This window comes from Rhodanobacter sp. DHB23, assembly GCF_014842975.1.
GTDB lineage: Bacteria > Pseudomonadota > Gammaproteobacteria > Xanthomonadales > Rhodanobacteraceae > Rhodanobacter_A.
The window spans coordinates 332,756-358,932 of the sequence record NZ_JACYXK010000027.1 but is presented as its reverse complement, the minus strand read 5'-3'; the positions used below and the strand labels follow the sequence as shown (position 1 = coordinate 358,932).

Sequence of the window (26,177 nt, the reverse complement as noted above, 5' to 3'; positions counted from 1 at the left end):
TTAGCTTGATTGGATAGTGGTGCGTGCGGATTGGGGCGGGCGCATCGGCTGGGTCGGCCTGGACTTGCCGCTGCCCTTGCGGTTTTCGTAGAAATCGTTGAGCCACTGCTCGGGACGCAGGTCGTCCACGCTCACGCCTGCCGCGGTGGCGCGCTCTTGCAGCACCTGGTGCATGATCTCGATGTTGTCGGTGGAGGCGGAGATCACCGACAGGGCATCGTCCATGCCGCGCAGGTTGAGCTGGCAGACCGCGCTGGCATGGCCTTGCTTGACGAGGAAGCGGCGCGAACGTTCATCCAGGCTCACCACCACCTGGTATTCCGCTTCGGTGAGCTTGAGGCCTTCGACATAGTCTTCGCGGCTGGCGTTGGGGTTGGGCAGCAGGATCATGGTGGCGGTCTGCTCGATGAGCGCGGCGGCGATGTCGCTGGCCAGCGCGTCCTCGGGGCTTTGGGTGGCGAAGATGCCGAGGCCGTTCTGCTTGCGGATGGTCTTCTGCTTGTTCTTGGCGAATTCCTTGAGGCCGCCCTTGCCGTCGAGGATCTTCCAGAATTCGTCCATCACGTAGATCAGCGGGCGGCCGTCGATCAGCGCTTCCAGGCGGTGCAGCAGGTAATTGATGACCGGCACGCGCACTTCGGGGTTGTCGATGATGTCGGTGTAGTCGAAGCCGATGATGCTGGCGTGGGTCAGGTCGATGGTGTCGACGGGGTTGTCGAACACCCAGCCCAGCGAGTTGCCGGCCGTCCACTTGCGCATGCGCACGTAGAGGCCGTCGTCGCCCATGTTGGGCAGGCTCTTCTGGAAGTTGGTCATGTTGCGCAGGCGCATCGGCGTGTCGAGCATGCTCTCGACGGCGCGGAAGATGTCTTCCTCCTCGCGCGAGCTGTAGACGCTCTTGCCGGCGAGGACCTTGATGAGTTCGGCGAGGAACTGCACGTTGGCTTCGGTGCGTTCGCAGTGGAACGGGTTGAAGCCGGTGGGCTGGCCGTTTTCCAGTGCGAGATAGTTGCCGCCACAGGCGCGCACGAAAATCTCCGCACCGCGGTCCTTGTCGAAGAAGAAGATCGTGGGCGAGGGCGTGTACTTCTGCACCTGGCTGAGCAGGAAGTTGATCAGCGCGGTCTTGCCGGTGCCGGACTTGCCGATGACCATGGTGTTGGCGATGGCCTTCTCGCCCAGCGAGTTCTCCGCCGGGTGGGTGGCGTGGAAGTTGAAGTAGTAGGGCTGGCCGTTGGTGGTCTGCAGCGTGGTGACGTAGTCGCCCCAGGGGTTGTTCTCTTTCTTTCCGGTGGCGAAGTTGTGCAGCGGCGAGAGGCCGAGGAAGTTCAGCGAGCTGACGTTGGCCAGGCGCGTGCGGTATTTCCAGTTGCACGGCAGCTGCGAGTAGAACGAGGCGGTGACGGCCAGGTCCTCCTTCACCGAGACGAAGCCGGCGTTGGAGAGCTCGGCGCGCGTGGCGGCGATCTGCTGCGAGAGCGTTTCCTGGTTCGGCGCGTAGATCGCGATGGTGAAGTGGTACTCGCCCAGCACGAAGTTGCCGGAGGCCAGCTGGTCCATGGCGTGGTCCAGCTCGGCGATCTGGCTGAAGGCCTTGTCGCCGGAGGAGATCATCATGCCCTTGGTGCGGTCCAGCGCCTTCAGCGCGTCGTGGCGGCCCATGGGGCTGAACGAGTGGGTGACGACGTATTCGAAGTCGAGGTACTTCAGTCCGTTGAGGATGCCCGGATACGTGCCGTCGGTGTATTCCTTGATGTTGAGGATGGCGCCGAACTGGTTGGCGCCGTCGGGTGCGGTGATGACGAAGTCGCCGGTCTTGGCGGAGAAGCGGTGCTTGCTCACCGGCAGGTAGCTGTACACCGGTGCGGGCAACGCCGGCACCGGCTCGTCGATGCGGTTGAGCAGGTAGCCGTAGAGCTCCAGCGGCTCGGAGAAAACCACGCCGTTCTTGGCCTCGTACATGCCGAGCCGGTAGGGCGCGTAGTCCTTCAGTACGGCCTCGACGTTGCCCGCCAGTTCCAATACGGTATTGACGGCCTGCAACTGCTCGGACTCCAGCCGGGCGATGTCGCTGGACTTCTCGGCGAAGCGCTTGCCCTCGACGATGGGGCGGTAGATCAGGGTGAGGTACAGCTCGTTCTGCATCAGCTTCTGCGCGGACAGCGCGTCGTAATACGCATCCGACATGCTCTGGTTGAAGGCTTGCGCGAAGCGGCTGTGGTCCTTGAAGCGGCGGCGGCGGCGCACGTCGTGCACCCAGAACGCCACGTTCACGAAATCCGGCGCACGCAGGGTCTGCAGCATGCGGTTGAAGGTGTTGTGGCGGTGCTCGATGTCCCATTCCTCGCGCCCTACGAACGGCAGGCCGCCCAGGCGCCACACCATCAGGTAATCGCCTCCCGTGGTCTTGAGCACGGTCGGCGATACATGGGTGGACAGCGGAACGAATTCGCTGATCGCGGCATCGGGGACGAAGCTGGGCTTGGGCATGATGTGGATCCAGGACGGCGCCCCGGCAATCCGGGGCGCCTGGGTGGCTTACGTTTTGTCTTTCGACTGGCCGCGGTAGCTGTTGGGTGTGAACACCCACATGCCATCGTGTTCCTGCAGGTTGCGAATCCGGGTGCGGAACTGCAGCCGCAGTCCGAGCAGGCGGAAGATCATCTCGTCGCGACGAGCCATCTGGCGCATCACGAAGATCACTGGCGGAATCAGCAGCAGGTAGAAGAAGTTGGTGTACACCGACAGCAGGAACACCCCGCCCACCGCAAAGAAGAACGGTACGTAGGGCACGCCCATGAACATGGGCGGGCGGGTGCAGCCGCGGAACAGCGCGTTCTTATGCATAGTGGCTCAATGCGTGTGAAATCAGGCTCGCCGTGGTCGAGCACTGGGTGGCGCCGGAGGCCGTGGTGCTGCCGGCGAGGAACATCTTGGCGATCTGGCCGGCAGCACCGATCAGCACGGCGCCGATCAGCACGGGGGCGACATCGCCGATGCGCTTGTGCGCGAAGGCGATCTGGTAACCGGAAAAGATCACCGCGATGGTCACCACCACGATGGAGATGGCGTTGAGGATCTTGTTGATGTTGTTGGCGAAGTTGCAGGTGGTGTTGATGGTGTCGCCGGCGTCCTGGCCAAACGCGATGCCCGGCATGACCAGGGCGATGAGCACGGCGAGATACAGGAAGGTGCCAAGACGGGCGCGGCTGGAGCGGAGGAGGCTGTCGGTGACGATCTGGTTCGGTGCCATGTCGGATTTCCTTGGTGGGGGTGGATGTTGTGACGGTCTGGCGTTGACGTCTCAGGAATGGCTGCGTGACATGCAGCCGGATTTGCCGCGAGTTGTCTCGAGTGACTCGAGCTGGTCTTGCGGCCATGCGGCCACCGGCGCGGATGGGCGAATCCGCAGACTGGGGCGAGCCATGCGCTTGACCGCGCATGCCTCGGTTTCAGAAGACGAAAGCTGCATCGGATTGCTCTTGCGCGGAGGCGGCGGGAGTGCTGCTGGCGATTACGGATGTCGACTGTGGCGAGACCGCCGGGCTGGTCGGCGTGGAGGGGGGCGGGTCGTTTGGCCCGGTCACTTGCGGCACGAAGACCGAAGTGGCGGCATCCACATGGTTCGATGCGTCGCTGGCGGGAATGGGTGATGGTGTGGATACCATCGACCGTGTGGCGGAGGGCTTGGCTGGTGCCTGCACCGAGACGGAGGGCGACACGCTGTCGTGGACTGGTGAACTGCCCGGTGGGGGTGTAGACGTTGTCGTCGTGTAGAACGACACGCTGCGGATCGCCACGCGGTAGTCGGGGGTATCCGGTGCCTGTGTGCCACCGGCAACAGCTGCCGATGCGGCCTTGAGGGGTATCGCCTGCGAAGCGCCGACGCCGACGTCGTTACCCCTGTTGCGATTGATGGAGTCGTACACCTTCTGCACGTAGCCGTCGCGGTAGCCGGTGACGAAGTCGCCCGAGTAGTAGCAGCTGAAGGCCTTGCCCCAGTTGCCACCGGAGCTGGCGTAGCACGCGGCGAGGATCTGCGCGCCGGCAGCGAGGTTGGGGCAGGTGTCGAAGGCCTTTTCGTAGGAATCCAGGCCGTATCTGCCGAGGTTGGCGCGGTTCACCTGCGCCACGCCCAGCGAATAGTTGTAACCCTTGGCGTCGAGCATGCGCACGGTGGCCAGCGCCTCGGCCAGGCTCCTGGGCTGGCGTTCCAGTTGGCCGCCCACCACGCCGATCGCATAGGGATTGGCGCCGGATTCGACGTCGACGACGTGGCTCATCACCTCGGCCGATACGGCCAGTTTGGGGCAAGCCATCAATCCGATTGCAGCGAACATGTCGTGGACTCCCGTGCCAGTGCGCGGATCAGGATGGCGAAAAGCTGCGGGCAGGATCGAAATCGATGCCGGTGATGCAACGACGCCCTGCATGCGCCTTGATGTGAACGACGATGTCGATGGTCATCATGAGCAGGCGCTTGATGGTGGCGAACTCCAGCCCGGCGCCTTCGTTGGAGGCTTTCACCATCAGGGCAAGCTGGTCCCAGGTCTGTTCCGTGCTGCCGGAATGGCAACTGGTGATCGAGCCGGGGTGGCCCGAGGCGCAGTTGCGGATGAAGTAGAACGACTCATCACCGCGCAGTTCGGCCAGGATGATGCGGTCCGGCTTCATGCGCAGGCAGGCCTCCATGCAGCTCTTGGCAGTGACGTTGCTGGTGCTTTGGCCGCCCTTGGAATAGAGCAGGTGCACGACATTGGGCTGGGCGATGAACAGCTCGCGTGCATCCTCGATGGTCACCAGACGTTCGTTGTCGGGGATGTGGTGCACCAGCGACTTCATGAACGTGGTCTTGCCGCTGCCGGTGGCGCCGGAAACCACGATGTTCTTCTTGTTGAGCACCGCCTTGCGGAAGAAGTCGGCGTAGTGGCGGCTGGCGCGCAATTCCAGCAATTCGCGATCGACAGCGCTGATGCCCCGGCCCACTTCGACGATCTCGTCGAAGAAGCCGTCCTGCTGGTACTGGGCCAGTGTTTTCGTCTGCTTGGACGGCAGGCGGATGGTGATGGACACGCGGCCCGCTTCGCAGGCAGGCGGTATCACGAATTGCGCGCGCTCCCCGGTGGGGAAGGTCAGTGACACCACCGGGTCGGTGTCCGTGATGCGCTGGCCGGTGTTGCTCTCGTTGACAACCGCCGTGCAGAACTGGCGCGCCCGTTCGAACGTGAGTGTGGGTACTTCGACACGGCGCCACGCACCGCGGCTTTCCAGGTACAACTCGCCCGGGCGGTTGATGCAGATCTCGGTGACGTCCGGCGAGGACATGAACTCCCGTACTCCCAGTACCTCATACTGGTAGGCGAGGAATTCGCTCGAGACGTGTGCGTCCAGTTCCTGCATGGGCTCGGTGGATCGGTCAGAAGCGGGCCACGACGCCACTGAAATCCACGTCCTTGGCGACGTAGACGTAGACGATCGTGCCCTGGTTGATGGTCACGGTTGGTGCGCGATTGGCGGCAGCCTGCACGGCCTGATTGGCCAGGTTCTGCACGGTCTGCGCAGTGTTGCTCTCGAACGGTTGTTCAGTCGCCACGCCGTAGCCGATGGTGGTGGTCTTCGGGCCGTGTTCGGCGGCCTCGTACTTGAAGGCGTCGCTGAGCATGCTGATCAGCAGGGCCGAGCTGATGCGCTGGCCCCAGTGGGCGTCGTAATAGCCGGGGATGCCGGCGCCACCCAGGTTGTCGATGCCCGGGCTGGCCATGTTCACGTCGATGCCATTGGGCGTGATGATGCGGTCCCAGATCACCGCCATGCGATCACCCGTCGGACCCTTGTCGTAGGTTCCGAGCACCTTCGATCCCTTGGGCAGCAGCAGGCGCTGGCCGTTGAAGGAGTAGACCGGTTCGGTGACCAGGCAGGACGCATAGCCGGGGATGTCAGAGATGATGCGTGTCTCCAGTACGCAACGGATGTAGGTGCCGCGTTGCATCAGGACGTCCGGACGGCGCAGCGGTTGGGCGCTGGTGATGTTCGAATCGTGCAGGCTCCCCGGGGCGCCGACGCCGGTGGCGGCCGGTACGGCGGCGGGTGGAGCGGCCTGGGCGGAGCCTGCATCTTCGGCGGCGGAGATCCGGCGTTGCACCAGTGATGGCAGCTGGGGGGGCGGTGCCGGCACGGGTTGTGCGGCAGGCAATGGTGCGGCCGCGGGCTGCACGAGCGGAATGGCCGCGGCCTGTTGCGGCGCCGGAGTCGACGGCGGCAACGGAGGCAAGGCCAGCGACCTGGGCGGTTCCGCCACCGTGACTCTTTCTTCGCGTGGCTTGACTGGCTCGCTGCGCTTGCCCGTGCCGGTGATCATCCAGTACGCGACGAACAGCAGGAGCAGCACGACCGCGCCCAGCAGAAGCAGCGCGCGCTGGTTCATGCGCCTCAAATCGTGCGAGCGCAGCTGAGGCGCGCCGGCGTCGAGATCGGGCGTGCCCGCCTGCTGGTAGCGGGTGGAATAAGGATTGCCGGCCAGCGGATCGGCCTGGTTGCCTGGCATGCCGTGCGAATCCTGCGGGTGCGTGGAATCACCACCGGGTTGGTTCGGAGTATTGGAGTTCACTTCTGGGTGTTCCTTCGCAGGCCCACGACATCGTCGCCGTGGCGGATGACCAGGTAGGGATACGTGCCGTGAACGACGATGGTGTTGCCCTCGACGGTGGTGTTCACCAGCGAGTCCTCGCCCTTTTCCTGTTCGCGCATGAATACCGCGGGGAAGTCCCCGGTCGGGAACTGCTTGAGATCGCTCATCTTGATGTAGGTGAAGTGGCCGTCGTCATAGACGTTGACCGGGACCAGCCACGGGGCGGCCTTGCTGCGCGTCGCATAGTCGTAGTCGAAGTTGTAGCTGCGCCCGGGGACAAGGTTGGTATTCAGCGCCGATGCCTTGGTGTCCTTCTGGATTTCCTTGGCGAAGCTGGTGTCGGCCGGATAGTTGAACGTGATCTTGTATTCCACGCCGTTGCGGCGCGCCTGGTCCAGCGTCTTCCAGTCGGTGGCGACCACCTTCAGCTCGAAGATGTAGGAGTGCGTCGCCGTGCGTATCATCATGTTGGTGTCCACGTCGACGTTCTTCGGCTTGAGGTAGAAGACGTTGTCGCGGCGCGTGAGGTCCCAGCCGGAACTGAAGCCGGTGCTGTAGTCGAGGATCTTCTCCTGCGGGCTGAGCTCGATCTGAGTGGTGATGCCGAGGCCCGTGCGCACCGGATAGATGCGGTCCGGCTGGTATTCGTACTGTTGCACGACCTGCGCACTCGCCGGTGCCGGCAGGCCGAAGCAGGCCGCGCACGTCGCGAGAGTCAGGCCAAGCAGCTGGGATCGATTCATGGGCGACCTACTCCGGTGACGGAATTCCCGGTGGCTTGTCCGGGAGCCTGCGTGGGCTGGTTGGCGACGACGGAGGCAGGAGGAAGCGCCTCCGTGGCTGTGGCAGCTGGCGCCGGGGCCGCTGCCGGGTCGACGCCCTGGGCTGGCGCGGCGCGCGGAACGGTGTTCTGGACTTCGGCGGGCGGAGCCGACGAGTAGTCGTCGTCGACGCGGTAATCGGTGACCCAGAAGCCGAGAGGATTCTGGATGCGGCTCTGGTCGTCCATGTCGAGATTGGACTTGTAGGTGAACGACATCGTCGCGATCTTGTTGTCGAGGGGCTGCGTGCCACCCGTGCGCTTGTCGTAGAGGTTGCGCTGGAAGCGCACGGTGGCGCCCTTGGGCGTCATGCCCGGGCCGCCGCCGGCAAGTACGATGCTCAGCAGCTTGATGCGTATGGCGGTGTCCTTGCCGTACCTCTTGTAGAGACCGTTGGGGTTGATCGACGAGTAGAGCTGGGTATACGCGGTGCTGACGCCGGGCGAAGACATGGTCTGGACGGTCGTCCAGTCGCCCAGGTTGAGCAGGGCCAGGTCATACGATTCGCGTGCCAGCACGTAGTGCGCGACGTTGCTGCGGTTGATCGCTTCGCTCGTGCTGATCCTGTGCAGGGTCACGTCGTCCGTCAGGCGGGCAACCGTGCTGGTGCCGGTGTAGGCATCGGCCATGACGAGGTAGGGCACTTTCTGCTTGAGCGGCAGCATGTAGAAATAGCCGCCGGCAAGGATGAGCGACATGCCGATGGCGCCGAACGCGACCATCCATGCGCGGCGTTCGCTGCGCCTGGCGAGATCGGCAATGGTCAATTCGAAATTGACCGACTTGGTGACTGCTTCGTCTACTTTCCGGCTGGAGGCGTTTTTCTTCAGCATGGGCGGGTTCCCACCCCTTTCGTGGTCGTGGCATTCATGGTCATTTCGTGCCGGCAGGTGTCGCGGGGGTAGGGCCTCCGGCGGATGCGCCAGTGCTGCTGGCGGCGGCCGTCCCGACTTCGATTCGCCGCAGGCTGGCAGTGACGGAAACGCCTTGTGCCGCATAGATGGAGTCGAGTTGCGCGACGGCGCTGTCGATATCCGTCGTGTGGATGCCGGCGACGGGCTGGTAGAGCGTCACGTCGAAAGGAAGCTGGTATGACAGTTCCCTGCCCGAGTCTTTGGCCCAACGCGAAAGCATCGCCTTGAGCGTTTCGTCCATCGGCGACGCGTAGAACACGTAAGACGGATTCAGCGGTATTTCGGTGGGCGTGCTCTGGAAGTGATTGACGGGCTTCCACGGGCCGCTGAAGTTTTTGGCTGGCGGGGTGCCGCAACCGGCCAATGCCATGACGACAAGCAGCATGGCGCCCGCGCGGGGCAGTTTCGGTAGATCCATGTCCACGGCTGGTCCGCTGGATGAGGGTGAATGTGGATGTCTCGAGCGTGGCTTGGATGCCATCGCCCACATGCCGTGCAGGCATGGCGAGGCGCCATGGCCGTTGGCGATGTTTGAAACAAGGGTTTGTTCGGAGGGATCAGTGCAGGCGTTGCCGAAGGGCTGCCTTCGTGGCGATGTGTTGCGTCGTCCGCGCACTGCGATATCCATTCGTGCATCCAGTCCAGATGAATCCAGAGTCATTGACCATACGCATGTGGGAACCCAGGGCGGTGCCACGCTCTGGTGCATGCCGAATCGAGTTGGTCGACGAATCCCTTGAGCGCAGGTGGAGCCTGTCGCGTCCGGGGATGCTGTCACGCCATGCGCGTGTGTTTCGTCGAGTGCATCCCAAAACCGCGCGATGCCCATGTTAGGACGCGCATGAATTGGAGCCTGTAAGAAGACGCACTGAAATGCGCGTCGGATTGTGCCGACGTTATGTAGTCCATCGGCTACAAGGCATCATGCTTCGAATGCAGCACGAAGCCATTGCATGCGTGCATCCGCACCGGGGCCGTCGTAGCTGACCACGTCGAAGCGACAGGCGCGCTGCGCGTGTTGCGGATGCGAGGCCAGCCAGAGTTGCGCGGTACGTATCAGTTTGTCTTGCTTGTCGCGCGTAATGGAGGCGAGTGCGTCGCCGTGGCCCGCGTGCACGCGATAGCGCACTTCGACGAAGACCACGGTGTCGCGGTCCAGCATCACCAGGTCGAGTTCGCCATGACGAGTGGTGTAGTTGCGCGCGAGCGGCTTGAGGCCGGCGCGCTCGAGTTCGGCACTGGCGCGTTGCTCGAAGGCTGCGCCGGTGCTGCGCATCAGTTGCCGGCTGAAGAGGCCGCGGCGGGTTGCGCGCTGCTGCCGGCCGGGGCGGGAGCGCTGCCGGACGATGCCGGCTGGTCGTCCAGTTGCAGGCTGCCGCTGAGCGGGCGGGCGAGGCCGTTGTCGAACTTCGCCCAGGTCAGCACGCGGCGGATGCGGCCGAACTGGTCGGCGGTGAGCTGGCCGGTGGCGCCGGACAGATAGCTGCCGGGATGATCGCGCAGCCAGTCGAGATAGGGCACCAGGCTCCACGCATCCATGCCGAACGCGAACAGTCGCGCGTTGCCGGCGCGTGCGGAGGGCAGCTGGGTAGTGATGTCGTCGTGGGCCGGCAGTCCGGGCTGGGCATTGAACAGCCACGGTGCGTCGCAGAACTCCACGCCGTTGAGGTCGCCGTCGGCGGTGGGGTTGTCGCTGCCTGCGTAGATGTGCGAAGTGCCGAACACCGGCAGGGTGATCTTGGCGATCTGCAATTGCGGCACCAGCAGCCGCGCCTGGCTGGGGTGCATGCTGATGAAGATGCCCGTGTCGCTGCCCGCGTTGGCCATGTTGAGCTGGCCGATCGTGCTGGCGTAGTTCGTGTCGGTGGCCGGTACGGTGGCCATGCCGAGCACGTTGCCGCCGCGCGCGAGCAGCTCGGCCTTGAAGGCGTTGGCCGCGCGCTGGGCGAAGTCGTCGCTGGAGATCGCCACGTAGGCCTGGTTCAGGCCGCGGTCGACCATGTGGTCGGCAGCCTGGGCGCCTTCGGTTTCCGGCAGCAGGCCGAATTCGCTGGCGCCGCTGGACGGGATCTGCTTGTTGTCCGGATGGTTCAACGCCAGTACCGGCACCGGCAGCGCGGGCTGGCCGAACAGGGCGGCCACTGCGCCGCGGGTGAGCGGGCCGACCACCAGTTGCGCCCCGTCCTTGGTGGCTTGCTGGTAGGCCTTGATGGCGCCGTCGGTATCGCCCTGGGTGTCGTAGATATGCACCGAGGCGCGCGGCGCGTGGGTGCGCGCGGTCTCCGCGTAGGCAGCGAAGAAGCCTTCGAGGATGGTGTTGCCTGCAGCGGCGTAGGGGCCGCTCTGCGGCAGCAGCAAGGCCACGCGGGCAGGCATCTTGTAGCCCTCGCGCACGTCGGCGTTGGCGCCCGGCAGCAGGGTGCCCACCGGCTGCTGCAGGGAGGGTGTGGGCTGCGCCACGGCCACGCCGTGCTGGCTCAGCGCTTCGTTCGTCCAGGACAGCATGAGGTCGCCCGGCTGCATCGCGGCGGCGCGCTGCTTGAGGGCATTCACGCCGAGCTTGGCCAGTTCGGCGAGGACCAGCTTGCGGTTCTCCGCGCGATCCAGTCCCTGCAGGTGATCGTCCATCTGCACGCGGGTGCGTGCGGCGCCCCAGTGGTCGTCGGTGGCGGCCTGCGCACGGGCGCGCAGTTCGAACAGGCGCAGCTGCAGGGCTTCCGGCACGGCGACGGTGGGTTGCGTGGTGAGCTGCAGCGCGGTGGCGGCGTCGTGGCGCTGCAATGCGAGGTCGGCGCGCAGCAGGTCGTAGCGCACGGCATCGTCGCCCTGCAGGTTCTCGCGCCTGATCTGCGCAAGCGTGGGCGCGGCGGCGTCGATGCGGCCTTCCTCGCGCCAGGCTTCGGCGGCCAGCAGGCGGTATTGGTCGGCGTGGCCGCCGTATTGCGAGGCCAGCGAGAGATATGCCTGCGCGGCCTGGTCGAACTGGCCCTGGCGCACCAGCGCGGCGGCGCCGTCCGCGGCGGCGGTCTCGGCCGGCGAAGGCTTGGTGTTGCCGGGGACGCAACTGCTCAGAACCAGCGTGCAGGCCAGCAACAGGACGGGGCCGAGGGGCGACAGGGACGACCGGGTGACGGGGCGCAGGCGCATCTGGACTCTCAATGTCGGCATGTTTGCGTCGAGTGTGAGCGATGATAGCCCATCGTTTCCGTGACCCGGTCCTGCACATGCCTTCCATCCAACCCGGCTGCCTGTGGGTAGTCGCCACGCCGATCGGCCATCGCGACGACCTCTCCGCGCGCGCCATCGCCACGTTGCGCGAGGTGGCGGTGATCGCTGCCGAAGACACCCGCCACAGCAAGCCGCTGCTGCTCCACCACAACATCGCCACACCGCTGGTCGCCCTGCACGAGCACAACGAGCGCGAGGTGGTGGACGCCATCGTGCGGCGCCTGCAGGGTGGCGAGTCGGTGGCGCTGATTTCCGATGCGGGCACGCCGCTGATTTCCGATCCCGGTTTCCGGCTGGTCCGCGCGGCGCGCGCGGCCGGCGTGCGCTGCGCGCCGGTGCCGGGTGCCTGTGCGGCGATTGCCGCGCTGTCGGTGGCGGGCATGCCCAGCGACCGCTTCGTGTTCGAGGGCTTCCTGCCGCCGAAATCCGCGGCGCGGCTCGCACGCTTGCAGGAGTTGGCGGGCGAGCCGCGCACGCTGATCTTCTACGAATCCTCGCACCGCGTCGCCGAGAGCCTTGCCGACATGCGCGTGGTGTTCGGCGACGGGCGCGAGGCGGTGCTGGCGCGCGAACTCACCAAGATGTTCGAGACGGTGATCGACGAGCCGCTGGCGCAGCTGGCCGTGCGCGTGGCCAACGATCCCGACCAGCAGCGCGGCGAATGCGTGGTCCTGGTGGCCGGCCGTGGCGAGGAAGCCGATGCGAAGCTGGCCGAAGGGCAGCGCATCTTCGCCATCCTGCGCGAGGAACTGCCGCCGGCGAAGGCGGCGAAGCTTGCCGCGGCGATCAGCGGCGCGCCGCGCAAGGCCTTGTACGAATCGTGACGGCACGCGCGGGCGCGCTTTTCCGCATCCCGCCCATTACAATGGTCGGCGGAGTCGGCCGGGCAGTCGCGTCGCGCGCAAGCGCGTCGAGGAAAGTCCGGGCTCCACAGGGCAGAGTGCCAGGTAACGCCTGGGCGGCGCGAGCCGACGGCCAGTGCAACAGAGAGCAGACCGCCGATGGCCCGCAAGGGCACAGGCAAGGGTGAAAGGGTGCGGTAAGAGCGCACCGCGTACGGGGCCAACGTCGTACGGCACGGTAAACCCCACTCGGAGCAAGACCAAATAGGGGGACATTGGCGCGGCCCGCGTCGTCCCCGGGTAGGTTGCTGGAGCCAGGCGGCGACGCCTGGCCGAGAGGAATGACTGTCGCGCCGCAAGGCGTACAGAACCCGGCTTACAGGCCGACTCCACCTTTCCCTTTCTCCTCCCGCCCCGGTGCGACATGCGCCGGGGCGGGCAGGCGGGCGGGCGTGCGGTGGCGTGAATGGCTGTTCATTCCATGGCCGGTGTTGTGGCCGCTGCGGGTGGTTTCCGGGGCACTGTGTACCGAGTGCGCTGCGGAAAAATTTCCCTGCATTCAAACACCTTGGACGTGTTCCTGAGAAAATGCTGGAAACACAGTCATAACTTCGCCTTTCTCATTGATTCACAAGCAAAAATCCCTTGACAGTCTCACGGGGCGAGACTATCGTGGATTTCAGTGTGAAATCGTGGGTAATCGTGGAGTTCCTTCGTGTTCCAGGGCGAGACCGCCATCACCGTCGACGACAAGGGCCGCCTGGCCATACCGACCGCGTACCGCGAGTTGGTGGCGGGCGCCTGCGCGAACCGGCTGGTGGTCACCTACAACCCGTTCGAGCTGGGCTGCCTGTGGCTGTTCCCGCACGACGAGTGGGAAAAGGTGCGCGACCAGGTCAATGCGTTGCCCAAGGTCAAGGCTGCCCATCGCGACATGCAGATGAAGCTGGTGGGTGCCGCGACCGTGCTCGAGCCCGACGGCGCCGCGCGCATCCTGCTGCCGGCCAGCCAGCGTTCGGCGGCCGGCATCGAGAAGAAGGCGGTGCTGCTGGGCATGGGCAACAAGTTCGAGTTGTGGAGCGAACAGGCCCACCTGGCCAAGATCCGCCAGACCATCGGCGAAGACGACATCACTGACGACATGGCCGCGTTGCAGCTTTGACGCGGCGCGAAGTTTTTCGGGCGAACGGGACGGGAGGGTGCGGCATGGCCGAGTTGCGGCACATCCCGGTAATGCTGGACGAAGTGGTGGAGGGCCTCGCCGTGCAGGCAGGCGGGCGTTATCTGGATGGCACGTTTGGACGCGGCGGTCACGCCCGCGCCGTGCTGTCGCGCCTGGGCCCCGGCGGTCGCCTGCTGCTGATGGACCGCGACCCGCAGGCCATCGCCGAGGCGCGCCAGTCGTTCGCCGCCGAGCCGCGCGTGGCGATCCGCCATGCCAATTTCTCCGGCATGGCCGAGTGGGACGAGACCGCCGCAGGGCTGGACGGCGTGTTGCTCGACCTCGGCGTGTCCTCGCCGCAGCTGGACGAAGCCGCGCGCGGCTTCAGCTTCATGGCCGACGCGCCGCTGGACATGCGCATGGACACCAGCCAGGGCGAGAGCGCGGCGGACTTCCTCGCGCATGCCGCCGAGCGCGAGATCGCCGACGTGCTGTGGCAGTTCGGCGAGGAGCGCTTCAGCCGCAAGATCGCCCGTGCCATCGTCGAACGCCGCGCCGAAAGCCCGGTCACGCGCACCGGCGAACTCGCCGCGCTGATCGAGCGCGTGGTGGGCCGGCGCGAGCCGGGCAAGCATCCGGCGACGCGCAGCTTCCAGGCGCTGCGCATCCGCGTGAACGGCGAGCTGGACGCCGTGCAGCGCGGGCTGGACGCCGCGCTGTCGCGGCTGAAGCCCGGCGGCCGGCTGGCCGTGATCAGCTTCCACTCGCTGGAAGACCGCATCGTCAAGCAATTCATCCGCGACCATGCCGGGCGGGTGCAAGGCAGTCGGCGCGGTCCGCCGGTGGCGGCGAAGCCGGCCGAACTGGCGGCGGTGGGCAAGGCGCAGTTCCCCTCCGATGAGGAGTTGGCCGTGAACCCGCGCGCGCGTTCGGCGGTATTGCGGGTGGCGGAGAAGTTGCCCGTGGCGGGACGCGCATGAGGGTGCTCCAGGCCATCTTCATGCTCGCGCTGCTGGCCGCCGTGCTGGGCAGCGCGATCAGCGTGGTGTGGTCGCGCCACGAGAGCCGCGTGCTGTTCGTGCAGCTGACCGCGCTGCAGAACCAGCGCGACGACATGAACATCGAATACGGCCGGCTCGAGCTGGAGCAGGCCACGTTCGCCGAACCGCGCCGCATCGACGAGGAAGCGCGGCAGCAGCTGGGCATGGTCGATCCGCGCCCGCAAGACATCCGGTTGCTGCGCCGATGATGAAGTGGCGCGACCGCACCCGTCCGCAGCCGCAGCGCGCCAAGTCGTCGCCGGGCCGGCGCCGCGGCACCGGCCCCAGCGCGCGCAGGCGCATGGTGCTGGTGGTGGGCGTGCTCGGCCTGATCTCGCTGGGCCTGGTGGCGCGCGCGTTCGACCTGCAGGTGGTGCGCAAGCAGTTCTACCAGAAGCAGGGCGATGCGCGTTTCCTGCGCGAGGTGCCGATCCCGGTGTCGCGCGGCACCATCTTCGACCGCAACGGCGAGCCGCTGGCGGTGTCCACGCCGGTGACCTCGATCTGGGCCAACCCGGCCGAACTGCTGGCGAACTCCGACCGCATCCCCGCGCTGGCGAAGGCGCTGGGCGGCGACCCGCAGCAGATCGAGCAATACCTCGAGCAGCGTTCCGACCGCGAATTCGTCTACCTGCGCCGGCAGATGCCGCCGGAGGCGGCGCAGGCCGTGCTCGACCTCGACATCCCCGGCGTCAACGGCCAGCGCGAATTCAAGCGCTTCTACCCCTCGGGCGAAGTGACCGCGCACATCCTGGGCGTCACCAACATCGACGACCACGGCCAGGAAGGCTTGGAGCTGGCCTACGACGACTGGCTCGCCGGCAAGCCGGGCAGCAAGCGCGTGATCCGCGACGGCAAGGGCCACGTGGTGGCGGAACTGGAGCAGGTGCGGGCGCCCAAGCCGGGGCAGAACCTCACGCTCAGCATCGACCGCGGCATCCAGTTCCTCGCCTACCACGAGTTGAAGAACACGCTGGACAAGTACAGCGCCGCCTCCGGCTCGATGGTGGTGATGGACGTGCACACCGGCGAGATCCTGGCGATGGCCAGCCTGCCGACCTACAACCCCAATGCGCTGGCCGGCAGCAAGCCGGTGCAGCGGCGCAACCGCGCAGCCACCGACGTGGTGGAGCCGGGCTCCACGATGAAGGCGTTCACGCTGGCGGCGGCGCTGTCCAGCGGCAAGTACACGCCGACCAGCCCCGCCATCGAGACCGGCAACGGCCACTGGTTTTTCTACGGCCACGACATCCACGACGACGACCCGAACGGCACGCTCACGCCCACCGGCGTGCTGACGCGCTCCAGCAACGTGGGCGCGGCGAAGATCGCGATGACGCTCGACACGTCGCTGATGTACGACACCTATCGCGCCTTCGGTTTCGGCAACAGCACCGGCAGCGGCTTCCCGGGCGAATCGTCGGGCCTGCTGCGCGTCGGCCGCGACTGGCGCCCGCTGGAGAAGGCCATCATGGCCTATGGCTACGGCCTCAACGTCACGCCGCTGCAGCTGGCCAACGCCTACGCCACCATCGCCGACGGCGGCGTGATGCACACGCCCACCTTCATCAAGGGCGACGACAGCCCGGGCAGGCAGATCATCTCGCCGCAGGTGGCGCACGAGCTGGTGAGCATGCTGGAGACGGTGACAGGTCCCAACAGCACCGGCGCCAATGCGCGCATCGCGAACTACAGCGTGGCGGGCAAGACCGGCACCTCGCACCAGGCGATCGCCGGCGGCTATTCCAAGGACACCTACAACTCGTTGTTCGCCGGCATCGTGCCGGCCAGCAATCCTCAGCTGGTGGCCGTGGTGGTGGTCAACGGCACCACCAAGGGCGGCTACTTCGGCGGCACGGTGTCGGCGCCGGTGTTCTCCGCGGTGATGGGCGGCGCCGTGCGCCTGCTCGACATCCCGCCGGACAACATCGGCCGCTGGTACGTGGGCGGCCCGCTGCAGGGCAACGGTGGCCTGGTCGGCAGCCAGACGCCGCCGCCGCAGCCTTCGGCCAACGATGTGCCGGTGCACGAAGCGCCGGTGGACGAAGCGCCGGCGGAAGGGAACGCGCCATGACCGGCCGCCTCGACCAACTGCTGCTGGGCATCGCCGACATTCCGGCGGCTGCCGCGCGCATCGAGGTGACCGGGTTGGCGCTGGATTCGCGCAAGGTTCGTCGCGACGAGGCGTTCTTCGCCCTGCGCGGCACGCAAGGGCACGGCATCCAGTTCGCCGCCGGCGCGGTGCAGCGCGGCGCGGCCGTGGTGCTGGCCGAGGCACCCGCCGTCGAGATCGCACCGCTGGATGTGCCGGTGCTGTGGATCGAAGGCCTGCATGCGCAGGTCGGCGAGATCGCCTCGCGCTTTTATGGACGCCCGTCCGAGGCGTTGCGCGTGATCGGCGTCACTGGCACCAACGGCAAGACCTCCACCGTGCAACTGCTGGCGCAGGCGCTGGAGTTCCTCGGCCATCGCGCTGCGACCATCGGCACGCTGGGCGCGGGCCTGCATGGCCGGTTGCGCGAGGGCGAGCGCACCACGCCGGATGCGATCAGCGTGCATGGCCTGCTCGCCGACTTCCGCGACGCCGGCGCCACCCACGTGGCGATGGAAGTGTCCTCGCATGCGCTGGAGCAGGGCCGTGTCGGCGCGGTGGATTTCGAGGTCGCCGCGTTCACCAACCTCACGCGCGATCATCTGGACTACCACGGCAGCATGGAAGCCTATGGCGCGGCCAAGGCCAGGCTGTTCGCGTGGCCGGGCCTGCGCGCGGCGGTCGTCAACAGCGACGATGCGTTCGGCGCGCAGTTGCTGGAACAGCTGCCCGCCGACGTGCGTGCGCTGCACGTGAGCGCGAAGGGCGCCGCGGCGGCGGACGTGGCGGCAGGCAGCGTGGTCAGCTCCGCCGAAGGCCTGGCCTTCGTGCTGCGTACGCCGTGGGGCACGCACACGCTGAGGAGCCGCCTGCTGGGCCTGTTCAACGTGGCCAACCTGCTCACCGTCGCCGGCTGCCTTGGCGCGCTGGGCGAGTCGTTCGACCGCATCGTCGCCGCACTGGAGAGCCTGCAGCCGGTCAACGGCCGCATGAGCCGGCTCGGCGGCCGCGATGGCCTGCCCCTGGTGGTGGTGGATTACGCGCACACGCCCGATGCGTTGGAGCAGGTCCTGAGCGCGGTGCGCGCGCATTGCCGCGGGCGCCTGATCTGCGTGTTCGGCTGCGGCGGCGAGCGCGACGCGGGCAAGCGCCCGTTGATGGGCGCCATCGCGGCGCGCCTGGCGGACGTCGCCCTTGTCACCGACGACAACCCGCGCGGCGAGAATGGCGACGCCATCGTTGCGCAGATCGTGGCCGGCATGGGCGCGGCGCGCGAATACGGCGTGCAACGCGACCGCGCCGCCGCGATCGGGCAGGCGCTGGACATGGCCGCCGCCAACGACGTGGTGGTGATCGCCGGCAAGGGCCACGAAACCTATCAGGAGGGCGCGGCCGGCAAGCGCCCGTTCGACGACATGCTGGTCGCGCGCGCGGCCCTGGAGCGGCGCGCATGATGCAACTCGGTGCCATCGCGATGTGGACGCATGGCCACCTGCTCGGCGACGACGCCGCGGTGGGCGGCGTCGCCATCGACACGCGCAAGCTCAGGCCCGGCGACCTGTTCGCCGCGTTCAAGGGCGAGCGCGTGGACGGCCACGACTACCTCGCGCAGGCGCAGGCCGCCGGCGCCGCCGGCGCGCTGGTGTCGCGCAAGGTGGACAGCCCGTTGCCGCAGGTGCTGGTGGACGACGTGGAGGCGGCGCTGGGCGACCTCGCCAGCGCGGTGCGTGCGCAGCGCCATGCGCGGGTGATCGGCATCACCGGTTCCAACGGCAAGACCACGGTGAAGACGCTGACGGCGTCCATCCTGTCGCTGCACGGCCGCACCCATGTCAACACGGGCAGCTTCAACAACGAGATCGGCCTGCCGCTGACCCTGTTGGCGATGCCCGGGGACGCCGAGTACGCGGTGCTGGAGATGGGCGCGGGCAAGCCCGGCGACATCGCCTACCTCGCCGCCATCGCGCGGCCCGAAATCGGCCTCGTCAACCTCATCGCGCCGGCGCACCTTGAGCGCATGGGCAGCGTGGAAGGTGTGGCCGAGACCAAGGGTGCGCTGTACCAGGCGTTGCCGGCGGACGGTGTGGCCATCATCAATGCGGACGATGCGTTCGCCGGGTTCTTCGCGGGCCTCGCCGGGACGCGGCGGGTGCTGCGTTTCGGCCTGGAACACCAGGCCGACGTGGGGGCGGAGGACGTGGAGCCGCGCGCGGACGGGTCGCGCTTCACGCTGGTCACGCCGCAGGGCAAGGCGGCAGTCGACTTCGCGCTGCCGGGTCGCCACAACGTGGCCAACGCGCTGGCGGCGGCGTCCATTGCGCTGGCGCTGGACGTGCCGCTGGCCACCATCGTGGCCGGGCTGGCGCAAGCGCGCGCGGTTGCCGGCCGCTTGCGCCGCATCGCGTTGCCGGGCGGCGGCACCTTGATCGACGACAGCTACAACGCCAACCCCAGCTCGATGGCCGCGGCCATCGACACGCTGGCGCTGGCGCCGGGCGAACGCTGGCTGGTGCTGGGCGACATGGCCGAGCTCGGCGTCGACGCGCGTGCGCTGCATGCGGGCGTGGGCGCGAAGGCGCGCGAGCAGGGCATCGAGCGCCTGTTCGCGGTCGGTCCGCTGGGCGCGGCGGCGGTCGAGGCGTTCGGCGCCGGCGGCAGGCACTTCGCGGACAAGGCGGGCCTGGTCGCCGCATTGAAGGACGGCCTGCATGGCGGCGTGACCTGCCTGGTCAAGGGCTCGCATTCGGCGGGCATGGAACAAGTGGTCAAGGCGCTCGAAGGCGCGCCTGGACAAACCGTGGCGGAGCCGGCCGCTGCAAGGCAGGAGGGCGCATCCGATGCTGCTTGAACTCGCGGACTGGATGGCGCGGCACTTCACCACGCTGCACCTGTTCCAGTACATCACCTTCCGCACCATCATGGCCGCGCTCACCGCGCTGGCGGTGTCGCTGCTGCTGGGGCCGGCGCTGATCCGCAAGCTCGCCGCGCTGAAAGCGGGCCAGGTGGTGCGCAGCGACGGCCCGCAGTCGCACCTGTCCAAGGCCGGCACGCCGACCATGGGCGGCGTGATGATCCTGCTTGCGGTCAGTGTGGCCACCCTGCTCTGGGCCGACCTGCACAACCGCTACGTGTGGGTGGTGCTGGCGGTGATGCTGAGCTTCGGCGTGATCGGCTTCTACGACGACTACCGCAAGCTGGTACTGAAGGACAGCCGCGGGTTGGCCTCGCGCTGGAAGTATTTCTGGCAGTCGGTGTTCGGCCTTGGCGCGGCGCTGTTCCTGTATTACACCGCGCCGCAGGCGGTGGGCGGCCTGCCGGTGGCGGAGACGGCGCTGTATGTGCCGCTGTTCAAGCACGTGGCGATTCCGCTGGGCGTGCTGTTCGTGGTGGTGGCCTACTTCATCGTGGTGGGCTTCTCCAACGCGGTGAACCTCACCGACGGCCTCGACGGCCTGGCCATCATGCCCACCGTGCTGGTCTCCGGTGCGCTGGGCGTGTTCGCCTACCTCGCCGGCAACAAGCTGTTCTCCGAATACCTGGGCATCCCCTCGATCCCCGGCGCGGGCGAGCTGGCGATCTACTGCGGCGCGCTGGCAGGCGCAGGCCTGGGCTTCCTGTGGTTCAACACCTATCCCGCGCAGGTGTTCATGGGCGACGTGGGCGCGCTGGCGATCGGCGCCGCGCTGGGCTGCATCGCGGTGATCGTGCGGCAGGAGATCGTGCTGCTGGTGATGGGCGGCGTGTTCGTGCTGGAGACCGCCTCGGTGATGATCCAGGTGGCCAGCTTCAAGACCACCGGCAAGCGCGTGTTCCGCATGGCGCCGATCCACCACCACTTCGAATTGAAGGGCTGGCCCGAGCCGCGGGTGATCGTGCGCTTCTGGATCATCAGCGTCGTGCTGGTGCTGATCGGCCTCGCCACGTTGAAGGTGCGCTGAGTGTTCGGCCTCGGCGCATCGCAGGCGGTCAAGCGGCAGGGGCCGCGCGGCAGCTTCGACCCGTGGCTGCTGGTCGCGCTGGTCGGGCTGGCCAGCGTCGGCCTGGTGATGGTGACCTCCAGCTCCATCGCGGTGGCCGACAGCGGCAACATGGGCGCCTTCTACTACCTGAAGAAGGACCTGCTGTTCCTCTCGCTGGGCGCGCTGGCGGCCGGCGTGGCGATGCGTACCGAACTCAAGCTGCTGGAGAAGAATGCCTTCCCGCTGCTGGCGCTGGCGTTCGCGCTGCTGCTGGCGGTGTTCGTGCCGCACTTCGGCATGCGCCTCAACGGCGCGCGGCGCTGGTTGAATCTGGGCGTGACCAGCTTCCAGCCGGTGGAGGCGGTGAAGCTGATCCTGGTGGTGTACATGGCCAGCTACCTGGTGCGCCGGCGCGACAGCATCGAGACGGAGTTCCTCGGCCTGATCAAGCCGCTCATGGTGGCCGGCATCCTCGTGGTGCTGCTGCTGCTGCAGCCCGATTTCGGTTCGGCCATGCTGGTGATCACGGTCACCATCGGGATGGTGTGGCTGGGTGGCGCGCGACCGGTCTACCTGTGCGGCATGGGGCTGCCGTTGATGCCGTTGCTGTACATGGCGGCCACCGGCGAGAGCTACCGCATGAAGCGGCTCACCTCCTTCATGAACCCGTGGGAGCACCCGTTCACCGACGGCTTCCAGCTCACCCAGTCGCTGATGGCGATCGGTCGTGGCGAGTGGACGGGCGTGGGGCTGGGCTCCAGCGTGCTCAAGCTGTCCTACCTGCCCGAGGCGCATACCGACTTCATCTTCGCGGTGATCGGCGAGGAGCTTGGCCTGGTCGGCATCGTGCTGGTGATGGGCCTGTTCGCGCTGGCGGTGGGTCGCGGCCTGGCGATGGGCCTGAAGGGCGTCGAGGTGGGCCAGCGCTTCGCCGGCTACGTGGCCTTCGGCATCTCGCTGATGCTGGCGATGCAGGCCATCGTCTCGGTGGGCGTGAACCTCGGCGCGCTGCCGACCAAGGGCCTCACCCTGCCGCTGATCAGCTACGGCGGTTCGTCGATGGCGCTGACCTGCGCGATGGCCGGCGTGCTGCTGCGCGCGACCTGGGAAATCAATCGCGCGCTCGATGCGCGGCAGATGGCCAAACGCATGCCGGAAGCGGTGGCGGCCGTGGATGCGAACGACACGGCGCGTCCGCGCGAGGCGGTGGCGGCATGAGCCCCGACGCGCGCCCCGTGCTGATCATGGCCGGCGGCACCGGCGGCCACATCTTCCCCGGCCTCGCCGTGGCCGAGAAGCTGCGTGCGCAAGGCGTGCCGGTGGCGTGGCTGGGCGCGGCCGACGGCATGGAGACGAAGGTGGTGCCGGCGCATGGCATCGAGCTGCACCAGATCCGCGTGGGCGGCCTGCGCGGCAAGGGCTGGAAGACGCGCCTGGCGGCGCCGCTGATGCTGGCGCGGGCGTTGTTGTCCGCGCTTGCCGTGCTGCGCAGGCTGAAACCGCGCAGCGTGCTGTCGATGGGCGGCTACGTGGCCGGACCCGGCGGCCTGGCGGCGCATCTGCTGCATCGGCCGCTGCTGGTGCACGAACAGAACCGCGTGGCCGGCTTCACCAACCGCAAGCTCGCCGCGCATGCGCAGCGCGTGCTGGCCGGCTTCGCCGACGCGTTGCCGGGCGCGGAATGGGTGGGCAACCCGGTGCGCGCCGCCATCGCCACGCTGGCGCCGCCGGCGCAGCGCTTCGCGGGCCGCACGGGCCGTGCGCGCCTGCTGGTGCTCGGCGGCAGCCTCGGCGCGCGCGCCTTGAACCATGCGTTGCCGCAGGCGCTGGCGCTGCTGCCGCCGGAGCGTCGTCCCGAGGTGCTGCACCAGTGCGGCAACCGCGGCATCGACGAGGCCCGCGAGGCTTATGCGAAGGCCGGCGTCGAGGCGCAGGTGCTGCCCTTCATCGAAGACATGGCGGGCACCTATGCCTGGGCCGACCTCGCGGTTTGCCGTGCCGGCGCGCTCACCCTGGCCGAGCTCACGGCGACCGGCCTGGGGGCGGTGCTGGTGCCGTTCCCGCATGCCGTGGACGACCACCAGACCCGCAACGCCGAGGCGCTGCTCGCCGCCGGCGCCGCCGAACTGATCCAGGAACGTGATTTGAACGTGGAACAACTTGCGCAGCGTCTCGACACGCTGCTCGCCGACCGCGCGCAGCTGCTGGCCATGGCCGAGGCCGCGCGCGCGCTCGCCAAGCCCGACGCGGCGGCCGCCATTGCCCGCGCCTGCACGGAGGTGGCTGCATGACGCCGCGTCGCTTGCTCGCGCACGAGGACCTGATGACCACGTTCCGCCGCGTGCACTTCATCGGCATCGGCGGCGTGGGCATGAGCGGCATCGCCGAGGTGCTGCACAACCTCGGCTATGCGGTGTCGGGTTCGGACAAGTCGAACTCGCCCACCGCGCAGCGCCTCGCGCAACTGGGCCTGGTGGTGCAGGTGGGGCACGACGCCGCCAACGTGGGCGATGCCGACGTGGTGGTGACCTCCAGCGCGATCCACGAGGACAACCCGGAGCTGCTCGCCGCGCGTGCCGCGCGCATCCCGGTGATCCCGCGCGCGGAGATGCTGGGCGAGCTGATGCGCTTCCGCCGCGGCATCGCCATCGCCGGCACGCACGGCAAGACGACCACCACCAGCCTGGTCGCCAGCGTGCTGGCCGAGGCCAACTACGACCCGACCTTCGTGATCGGCGGCCAGCTCAATGCCGCGGGCGCCAACGCGCGCCTGGGCACCGGCCAGTACCTGGTGGCGGAAGCCGACGAATCGGACGGCTCGTTCCTGCTGCTGTCGCCGGTGATCGCCGCGGTCACCAACATCGACGCCGACCACCTCGAGAACTACCACGGCGATTTCGCCGAGGTGAAGAAGGCCTTCGCCGATTTCCTGCATCGCCTGCCGTTCTACGGCCTGGCCGTGTTGTGCGTGGACGACGCCGAGGTGGCCGAACTGGCGAAGACCACCACGCGCCGCGTGATGACCTACGGCATCGCCACGGCGGACGCCGACGTGCGCGCATCCAACGTGACGCAACGCGGTTTCGAGATGCACTTCGACCTGCACCTGCCCGGCCGCGCCGGACCGCTGCCGGTGACGCTGAACCTGCCGGGCCGGCACAACGTGCTCAACGCGCTGGCCGCCGCCAGCATCGGCTGGCAGCTGGGCGTGGGCGCCGAGGCGATCGCCCACGCGCTGGCGAACTTCCAGGGCGTGGGCCGGCGCTTCCATCGCCGCGGCGAGCTGGCGCTGGACAAGGGCTCGGTGCTGCTGGTGGACGACTACGGCCACCATCCGCGCGAACTGGCCGCGGTGTTCGCCGCGGCGCGCGGCGGCTGGCCGGAGCGCCGCCTCGTGGTCGGCTTCCAGCCGCACCGCTACAGCCGCACGCGCGACCTGCTGGACGACTTCGCCAACGTGCTGGCCGAGGTCGACGTGCTGGTGCTGACCGACGTCTACCCGGCCGGCGAGGCGCCGATCGCCGGCGCCGACGGCCGCGCGCTGGCGCGCGCGGTGCGCGCGCGCGGCAAGGTCGATCCGGTGCTGGTGGAGCACCCGCGCGAACTGAAGGAAACCTTGCCGGCGCTGCTGCGCGACGGCGACCTGCTGCTGTTGCTCGGCGCCGGCGACATCGGCGCGGCGGCGGTGGAGATCGCCGGGCTGGGACAACTCAAGACGAAAGGTGCCGTGTGATGGGCGCGACGAATCCCCAATCCCGAATCTCGAATCCCGATCAATTCGGCCGCGTCGCCGTGGTGATGGGCGGCAGCTCGGCCGAGCGCGAGGTGTCGCTGGACTCCGGCCGCAACGTGCTGGCGGCGCTGAAGGCGCGCGGCGTGGACGCGCATGCCATTGACGGCATCCCGGCGCTGCTCGACGCCCTGCGCGCCGGCCATTTCGCCCGCGTGTTCAACATCCTGCACGGCCAGCACGGCGGTGGCGAGGACGGCGTGCTGCAGGGCGCGCTGGAATCGCTCAAGGTGCCGTACACCGGCTCGGGCGTGCTCGGCTCGGCGCTGTCGATGGACAAGACGCGCTCCAAGCGCGTGTGGCAGTCGCTGGGCTTGCCCACGCCGAAGTTCGCGGCCTTGCCGCGTGGCTCGGACGTGCATGCGGCGGCGAAGCAGATCGGCTTCCCGTTGATCGTGAAGCCGGCCTGCGAAGGTTCCAGCGTGGGCGTCACCCGCGTGTTCGAGGAGGCGCAGCTGGACAACGCCGTCGAGCTGGCGGCGAAGTATCCCGGCGACCTGCTGATGGAAACCCTGATCGAGGGTGACGAACTCACCGTCGGCATCCTCGGCCGCGAAGTGCTGCCCTCGATCCACATCGTGCCGAAGGGCGCGTTCTACGACTACAACGCGAAGTACGTCGCCGAGGACACGCAGTACCTGTGCCCCGGCCTGCAGGGCGATGCCGAGAACGAACTGCGCGCGCTGGCGCTGGCCGCGTTCGACGCGCTGGGCTGCGCCGGCTGGGGCCGCGTCGACGTGATGCGCGACCGCCAGGGCCGCAACTGGCTGCTGGAAGTGAACACCGCGCCGGGCATGACCTCGCACTCGCTGGTGCCCAAGGCCGCGCGCACCGCGGGCATCGACTACGAAGCGCTGTGCTGGCGCGTGCTCGAAACCAGTTTTGCGCACAATGGTGCGAACGAATCCCGAATCCCGTATCCCGAATCGCGCGACTCCGCAGGAGGCGCTGCATGAGGGGAGGCCTGCGCCCCGTCGTCTGGTGCCTGGTCGCCGCCCTGCTGGCGCTGCCCGTCGTGGGCGTGCTGAACGGCTGGTTCGCGGCCAACCGCTGGCCGGTGACCCAGCTCACCGTGCAGGGCGAGTTCAGGCACGTGGGCATGGAGCAGATCCGCGCCGCGGTGTTGCCGCGCCTCGGCAAGGGCTTCTTCGCGCTGAACCTGGACGGCGTGCAGCAGGCCGTGGCCGCGCTGCCGTGGGTGGAGTCGGTGGAGGCGCGCAAGCGCTGGCCGGACACCCTGCAACTGCGCGTGATCGAGCGCCAGCCGTTCGCGCGCTGGAACGACAAGCAGCTGATCAGCCGGCAGGGCAAGGTGTTCGACGCGCCGATCGGCGCCGCCGACGCCGCCACGCTACCCGGCCTGCAGGGGCCGGACGACCGGCTCGCCGAGGTGGTGAGTTTCTACGCCGACGTGGGCAAGGCCTTCGCCGGCACGCATCTCTCGATCAATGGCGTGGCGCTGACCGCGCGCGGCAGCTGGAGCGTCACCACGACCAGCGGCGCGCGCATCGTGATCGGCGACCGCGACCTGGCCGGTGACCGCCTGCGCCGCTTCCTCGATGTCTATCCGCAGATGATGGCCGGCCACGCCGACGGTTTCGTCTACGCCGACCTTCGCTACACCAACGGTTTCGCCGTGCGCTGGCCGGAGCAGGCACCCGCCGCCGCCAAGCCCGCCGCCACCACGCGACGCTCCTGAGA

The 26,177-nt window shown here is 67.9% G+C and carries 24 protein-coding genes and 1 other RNA gene; 14 read left to right on the top strand and 11 right to left on the bottom strand.

The window, feature by feature from the left end; translation table 11 throughout:
* From IHE47_RS11540 to IHE47_RS11490, 11 genes are all read right to left on the bottom strand, one after another.
* Positions 1 to 2,490, bottom strand: coding sequence for a VirB4 family type IV secretion/conjugal transfer ATPase (locus IHE47_RS11540; protein WP_192106030.1), 2,490 nt, complete (start codon positions 2,488 to 2,490; stop codon positions 1 to 3).
* Between the two features lie 48 nt (positions 2,491 to 2,538).
* Positions 2,539 to 2,847 (bottom strand): VirB3 family type IV secretion system protein, encoded by a 309-nt coding sequence (locus IHE47_RS11535; protein ID WP_192106029.1) that lies wholly within the window; start codon positions 2,845 to 2,847, stop codon positions 2,539 to 2,541.
* Positions 2,840 to 3,253 (bottom strand): TrbC/VirB2 family protein, encoded by a 414-nt coding sequence (locus tag IHE47_RS11530; protein ID WP_192106028.1) that lies wholly within the window; start codon positions 3,251 to 3,253, stop codon positions 2,840 to 2,842. Before IHE47_RS11530 ends, IHE47_RS11535 begins: the two co-directional genes overlap by 8 nt.
* A gap of 199 nt (positions 3,254 to 3,452) precedes the next feature.
* Entirely contained in the window at positions 3,453 to 4,340 is an 888-nt protein-coding gene (locus IHE47_RS11525) for a lytic transglycosylase domain-containing protein (protein ID WP_192106027.1), read from the bottom strand.
* Between the two features lie 28 nt (positions 4,341 to 4,368).
* Positions 4,369 to 5,400, bottom strand: coding sequence for a P-type DNA transfer ATPase VirB11 (virB11, locus tag IHE47_RS11520; protein WP_192106026.1), 1,032 nt, complete (start codon positions 5,398 to 5,400; stop codon positions 4,369 to 4,371).
* Between the two features lie 16 nt (positions 5,401 to 5,416).
* Positions 5,417 to 6,544, bottom strand: a complete 1,128-nt coding sequence (locus IHE47_RS11515; RefSeq protein WP_192106025.1) for a TrbI/VirB10 family protein — start codon at positions 6,542 to 6,544, stop codon at positions 5,417 to 5,419.
* Positions 6,545 to 6,603: 59 nt separating this feature from the next.
* Positions 6,604 to 7,371 (bottom strand): TrbG/VirB9 family P-type conjugative transfer protein, encoded by a 768-nt coding sequence (locus IHE47_RS11510; protein WP_192106024.1) that lies wholly within the window; start codon positions 7,369 to 7,371, stop codon positions 6,604 to 6,606.
* On the bottom strand, positions 7,368 to 8,282 hold the full coding sequence (locus IHE47_RS11505) for a type IV secretion system protein (protein WP_192106023.1): 915 nt from the start codon (positions 8,280 to 8,282) through the stop codon (positions 7,368 to 7,370). The genes IHE47_RS11510 and IHE47_RS11505 overlap by 4 nt, the downstream gene beginning before the upstream one ends.
* A 40-nt stretch (positions 8,283 to 8,322) precedes the next feature.
* Positions 8,323 to 8,781, bottom strand: coding sequence for a hypothetical protein (locus IHE47_RS11500; RefSeq protein WP_192106022.1), 459 nt, complete (start codon positions 8,779 to 8,781; stop codon positions 8,323 to 8,325).
* A 504-nt stretch (positions 8,782 to 9,285) separates the two neighbouring features.
* Complete coding sequence (locus tag IHE47_RS11495; protein ID WP_192106021.1) at positions 9,286 to 9,639, bottom strand: YraN family protein; 354 nt, start codon at positions 9,637 to 9,639, stop codon at positions 9,286 to 9,288.
* Positions 9,639 to 11,510: a penicillin-binding protein activator gene (locus IHE47_RS11490; protein WP_192106020.1), complete on the bottom strand. Its 1,872-nt coding sequence runs from the start codon at positions 11,508 to 11,510 to the stop codon at positions 9,639 to 9,641. The genes IHE47_RS11495 and IHE47_RS11490 overlap by 1 nt, the downstream gene beginning before the upstream one ends.
* 77 nt (positions 11,511 to 11,587) lie before the next feature.
* Between IHE47_RS11490 and rsmI the strand changes: the two genes are divergently transcribed.
* From rsmI to IHE47_RS11420, 14 genes are all read left to right on the top strand, one after another.
* Complete coding sequence (gene rsmI, locus IHE47_RS11485; protein WP_192106019.1) at positions 11,588 to 12,415, top strand: 16S rRNA (cytidine(1402)-2'-O)-methyltransferase; 828 nt, start codon at positions 11,588 to 11,590, stop codon at positions 12,413 to 12,415.
* 50 nt (positions 12,416 to 12,465) lie between these two features.
* Positions 12,466 to 12,828, top strand: an RNA gene (gene rnpB, locus IHE47_RS11480) — RNase P RNA component class A.
* A 320-nt stretch (positions 12,829 to 13,148) separates the two neighbouring features.
* Entirely contained in the window at positions 13,149 to 13,595 is a 447-nt protein-coding gene (gene mraZ, locus IHE47_RS11475; protein WP_192106018.1) for a division/cell wall cluster transcriptional repressor MraZ, read from the top strand.
* A 44-nt stretch (positions 13,596 to 13,639) separates the two neighbouring features.
* Entirely contained in the window at positions 13,640 to 14,575 is a 936-nt protein-coding gene (gene rsmH, locus IHE47_RS11470) for a 16S rRNA (cytosine(1402)-N(4))-methyltransferase RsmH (RefSeq protein ID WP_192106017.1), read from the top strand.
* On the top strand, positions 14,572 to 14,844 hold the full coding sequence (ftsL, locus tag IHE47_RS11465) for a cell division protein FtsL (RefSeq protein WP_192106016.1): 273 nt from the start codon (positions 14,572 to 14,574) through the stop codon (positions 14,842 to 14,844). Before rsmH ends, ftsL begins: the two co-directional genes overlap by 4 nt.
* Complete coding sequence (locus IHE47_RS11460) at positions 14,844 to 16,709, top strand: penicillin-binding protein 2 (protein ID WP_192106093.1); 1,866 nt, start codon at positions 14,844 to 14,846, stop codon at positions 16,707 to 16,709. Before ftsL ends, IHE47_RS11460 begins: the two co-directional genes overlap by 1 nt.
* Positions 16,706 to 18,181: a UDP-N-acetylmuramoyl-L-alanyl-D-glutamate--2,6-diaminopimelate ligase gene (locus tag IHE47_RS11455; RefSeq protein ID WP_192106015.1), complete on the top strand. Its 1,476-nt coding sequence runs from the start codon at positions 16,706 to 16,708 to the stop codon at positions 18,179 to 18,181. Before IHE47_RS11460 ends, IHE47_RS11455 begins: the two co-directional genes overlap by 4 nt.
* On the top strand, positions 18,178 to 19,575 hold the full coding sequence (gene murF / locus IHE47_RS11450) for a UDP-N-acetylmuramoyl-tripeptide--D-alanyl-D-alanine ligase (RefSeq protein ID WP_192106014.1): 1,398 nt from the start codon (positions 18,178 to 18,180) through the stop codon (positions 19,573 to 19,575). Before IHE47_RS11455 ends, murF begins: the two co-directional genes overlap by 4 nt.
* A complete protein-coding gene (mraY, locus tag IHE47_RS11445) occupies positions 19,565 to 20,665 on the top strand; it encodes a phospho-N-acetylmuramoyl-pentapeptide-transferase (RefSeq protein ID WP_192106013.1) in 1,101 nt (366 codons plus the stop codon). Before murF ends, mraY begins: the two co-directional genes overlap by 11 nt.
* Complete coding sequence (gene ftsW, locus IHE47_RS11440; protein ID WP_192106012.1) at positions 20,666 to 21,904, top strand: putative lipid II flippase FtsW; 1,239 nt, start codon at positions 20,666 to 20,668, stop codon at positions 21,902 to 21,904.
* Positions 21,901 to 22,977, top strand: coding sequence for an undecaprenyldiphospho-muramoylpentapeptide beta-N-acetylglucosaminyltransferase (murG, locus tag IHE47_RS11435; protein WP_192106011.1), 1,077 nt, complete (start codon positions 21,901 to 21,903; stop codon positions 22,975 to 22,977). Before ftsW ends, murG begins: the two co-directional genes overlap by 4 nt.
* The gene (gene murC, locus IHE47_RS11430) at positions 22,974 to 24,419 is read left to right on the top strand and encodes a UDP-N-acetylmuramate--L-alanine ligase (RefSeq protein WP_192106010.1); all 1,446 of its coding nucleotides are present in this window, start codon (positions 22,974 to 22,976) and stop codon (positions 24,417 to 24,419) included. Before murG ends, murC begins: the two co-directional genes overlap by 4 nt.
* Positions 24,419 to 25,432, top strand: a complete 1,014-nt coding sequence (locus IHE47_RS11425; protein WP_192106009.1) for a D-alanine--D-alanine ligase — start codon at positions 24,419 to 24,421, stop codon at positions 25,430 to 25,432. The genes murC and IHE47_RS11425 overlap by 1 nt, the downstream gene beginning before the upstream one ends.
* Entirely contained in the window at positions 25,429 to 26,175 is a 747-nt protein-coding gene (locus IHE47_RS11420; RefSeq protein WP_192106008.1) for a cell division protein FtsQ/DivIB, read from the top strand. Before IHE47_RS11425 ends, IHE47_RS11420 begins: the two co-directional genes overlap by 4 nt.
* Positions 26,176 to 26,177: the final 2 nt, after the last annotated feature.

Coding starts and splice junctions, on each gene's coding strand:
- IHE47_RS11540 (WP_192106030.1), bottom strand. CDS start 2,490: ATGCCCAAGCCCAGCTTCGTCCCCGATGCCGCGATCAGCGAATTCGTT.
- IHE47_RS11535 (WP_192106029.1), bottom strand. CDS start 2,847: ATGCATAAGAACGCGCTGTTCCGCGGCTGCACCCGCCCGCCCATGTTC.
- IHE47_RS11530 (WP_192106028.1), bottom strand. CDS start 3,253: ATGGCACCGAACCAGATCGTCACCGACAGCCTCCTCCGCTCCAGCCGC.
- IHE47_RS11525 (WP_192106027.1), bottom strand. CDS start 4,340: ATGTTCGCTGCAATCGGATTGATGGCTTGCCCCAAACTGGCCGTATCG.
- virB11 (WP_192106026.1), bottom strand. CDS start 5,400: ATGCAGGAACTGGACGCACACGTCTCGAGCGAATTCCTCGCCTACCAG.
- IHE47_RS11515 (WP_192106025.1), bottom strand. CDS start 6,544: ATGCCAGGCAACCAGGCCGATCCGCTGGCCGGCAATCCTTATTCCACC.
- IHE47_RS11510 (WP_192106024.1), bottom strand. CDS start 7,371: ATGAATCGATCCCAGCTGCTTGGCCTGACTCTCGCGACGTGCGCGGCC.
- IHE47_RS11505 (WP_192106023.1), bottom strand. CDS start 8,282: ATGCTGAAGAAAAACGCCTCCAGCCGGAAAGTAGACGAAGCAGTCACC.
- IHE47_RS11500 (WP_192106022.1), bottom strand. CDS start 8,781: ATGGATCTACCGAAACTGCCCCGCGCGGGCGCCATGCTGCTTGTCGTC.
- IHE47_RS11495 (WP_192106021.1), bottom strand. CDS start 9,639: ATGCGCAGCACCGGCGCAGCCTTCGAGCAACGCGCCAGTGCCGAACTC.
- IHE47_RS11490 (WP_192106020.1), bottom strand. CDS start 11,510: ATGCGCCTGCGCCCCGTCACCCGGTCGTCCCTGTCGCCCCTCGGCCCC.
- rsmI (WP_192106019.1), top strand. CDS start 11,588: ATGCCTTCCATCCAACCCGGCTGCCTGTGGGTAGTCGCCACGCCGATC.
- rsmH (WP_192106017.1), top strand. CDS start 13,640: ATGGCCGAGTTGCGGCACATCCCGGTAATGCTGGACGAAGTGGTGGAG.
- ftsL (WP_192106016.1), top strand. CDS start 14,572: ATGAGGGTGCTCCAGGCCATCTTCATGCTCGCGCTGCTGGCCGCCGTG.
- IHE47_RS11460 (WP_192106093.1), top strand. CDS start 14,844: ATGAAGTGGCGCGACCGCACCCGTCCGCAGCCGCAGCGCGCCAAGTCG.
- IHE47_RS11455 (WP_192106015.1), top strand. CDS start 16,706: ATGACCGGCCGCCTCGACCAACTGCTGCTGGGCATCGCCGACATTCCG.
- murF (WP_192106014.1), top strand. CDS start 18,178: ATGATGCAACTCGGTGCCATCGCGATGTGGACGCATGGCCACCTGCTC.
- mraY (WP_192106013.1), top strand. CDS start 19,565: ATGCTGCTTGAACTCGCGGACTGGATGGCGCGGCACTTCACCACGCTG.
- murG (WP_192106011.1), top strand. CDS start 21,901: ATGAGCCCCGACGCGCGCCCCGTGCTGATCATGGCCGGCGGCACCGGC.
- murC (WP_192106010.1), top strand. CDS start 22,974: ATGACGCCGCGTCGCTTGCTCGCGCACGAGGACCTGATGACCACGTTC.
- IHE47_RS11425 (WP_192106009.1), top strand. CDS start 24,419: ATGGGCGCGACGAATCCCCAATCCCGAATCTCGAATCCCGATCAATTC.
- IHE47_RS11420 (WP_192106008.1), top strand. CDS start 25,429: ATGAGGGGAGGCCTGCGCCCCGTCGTCTGGTGCCTGGTCGCCGCCCTG.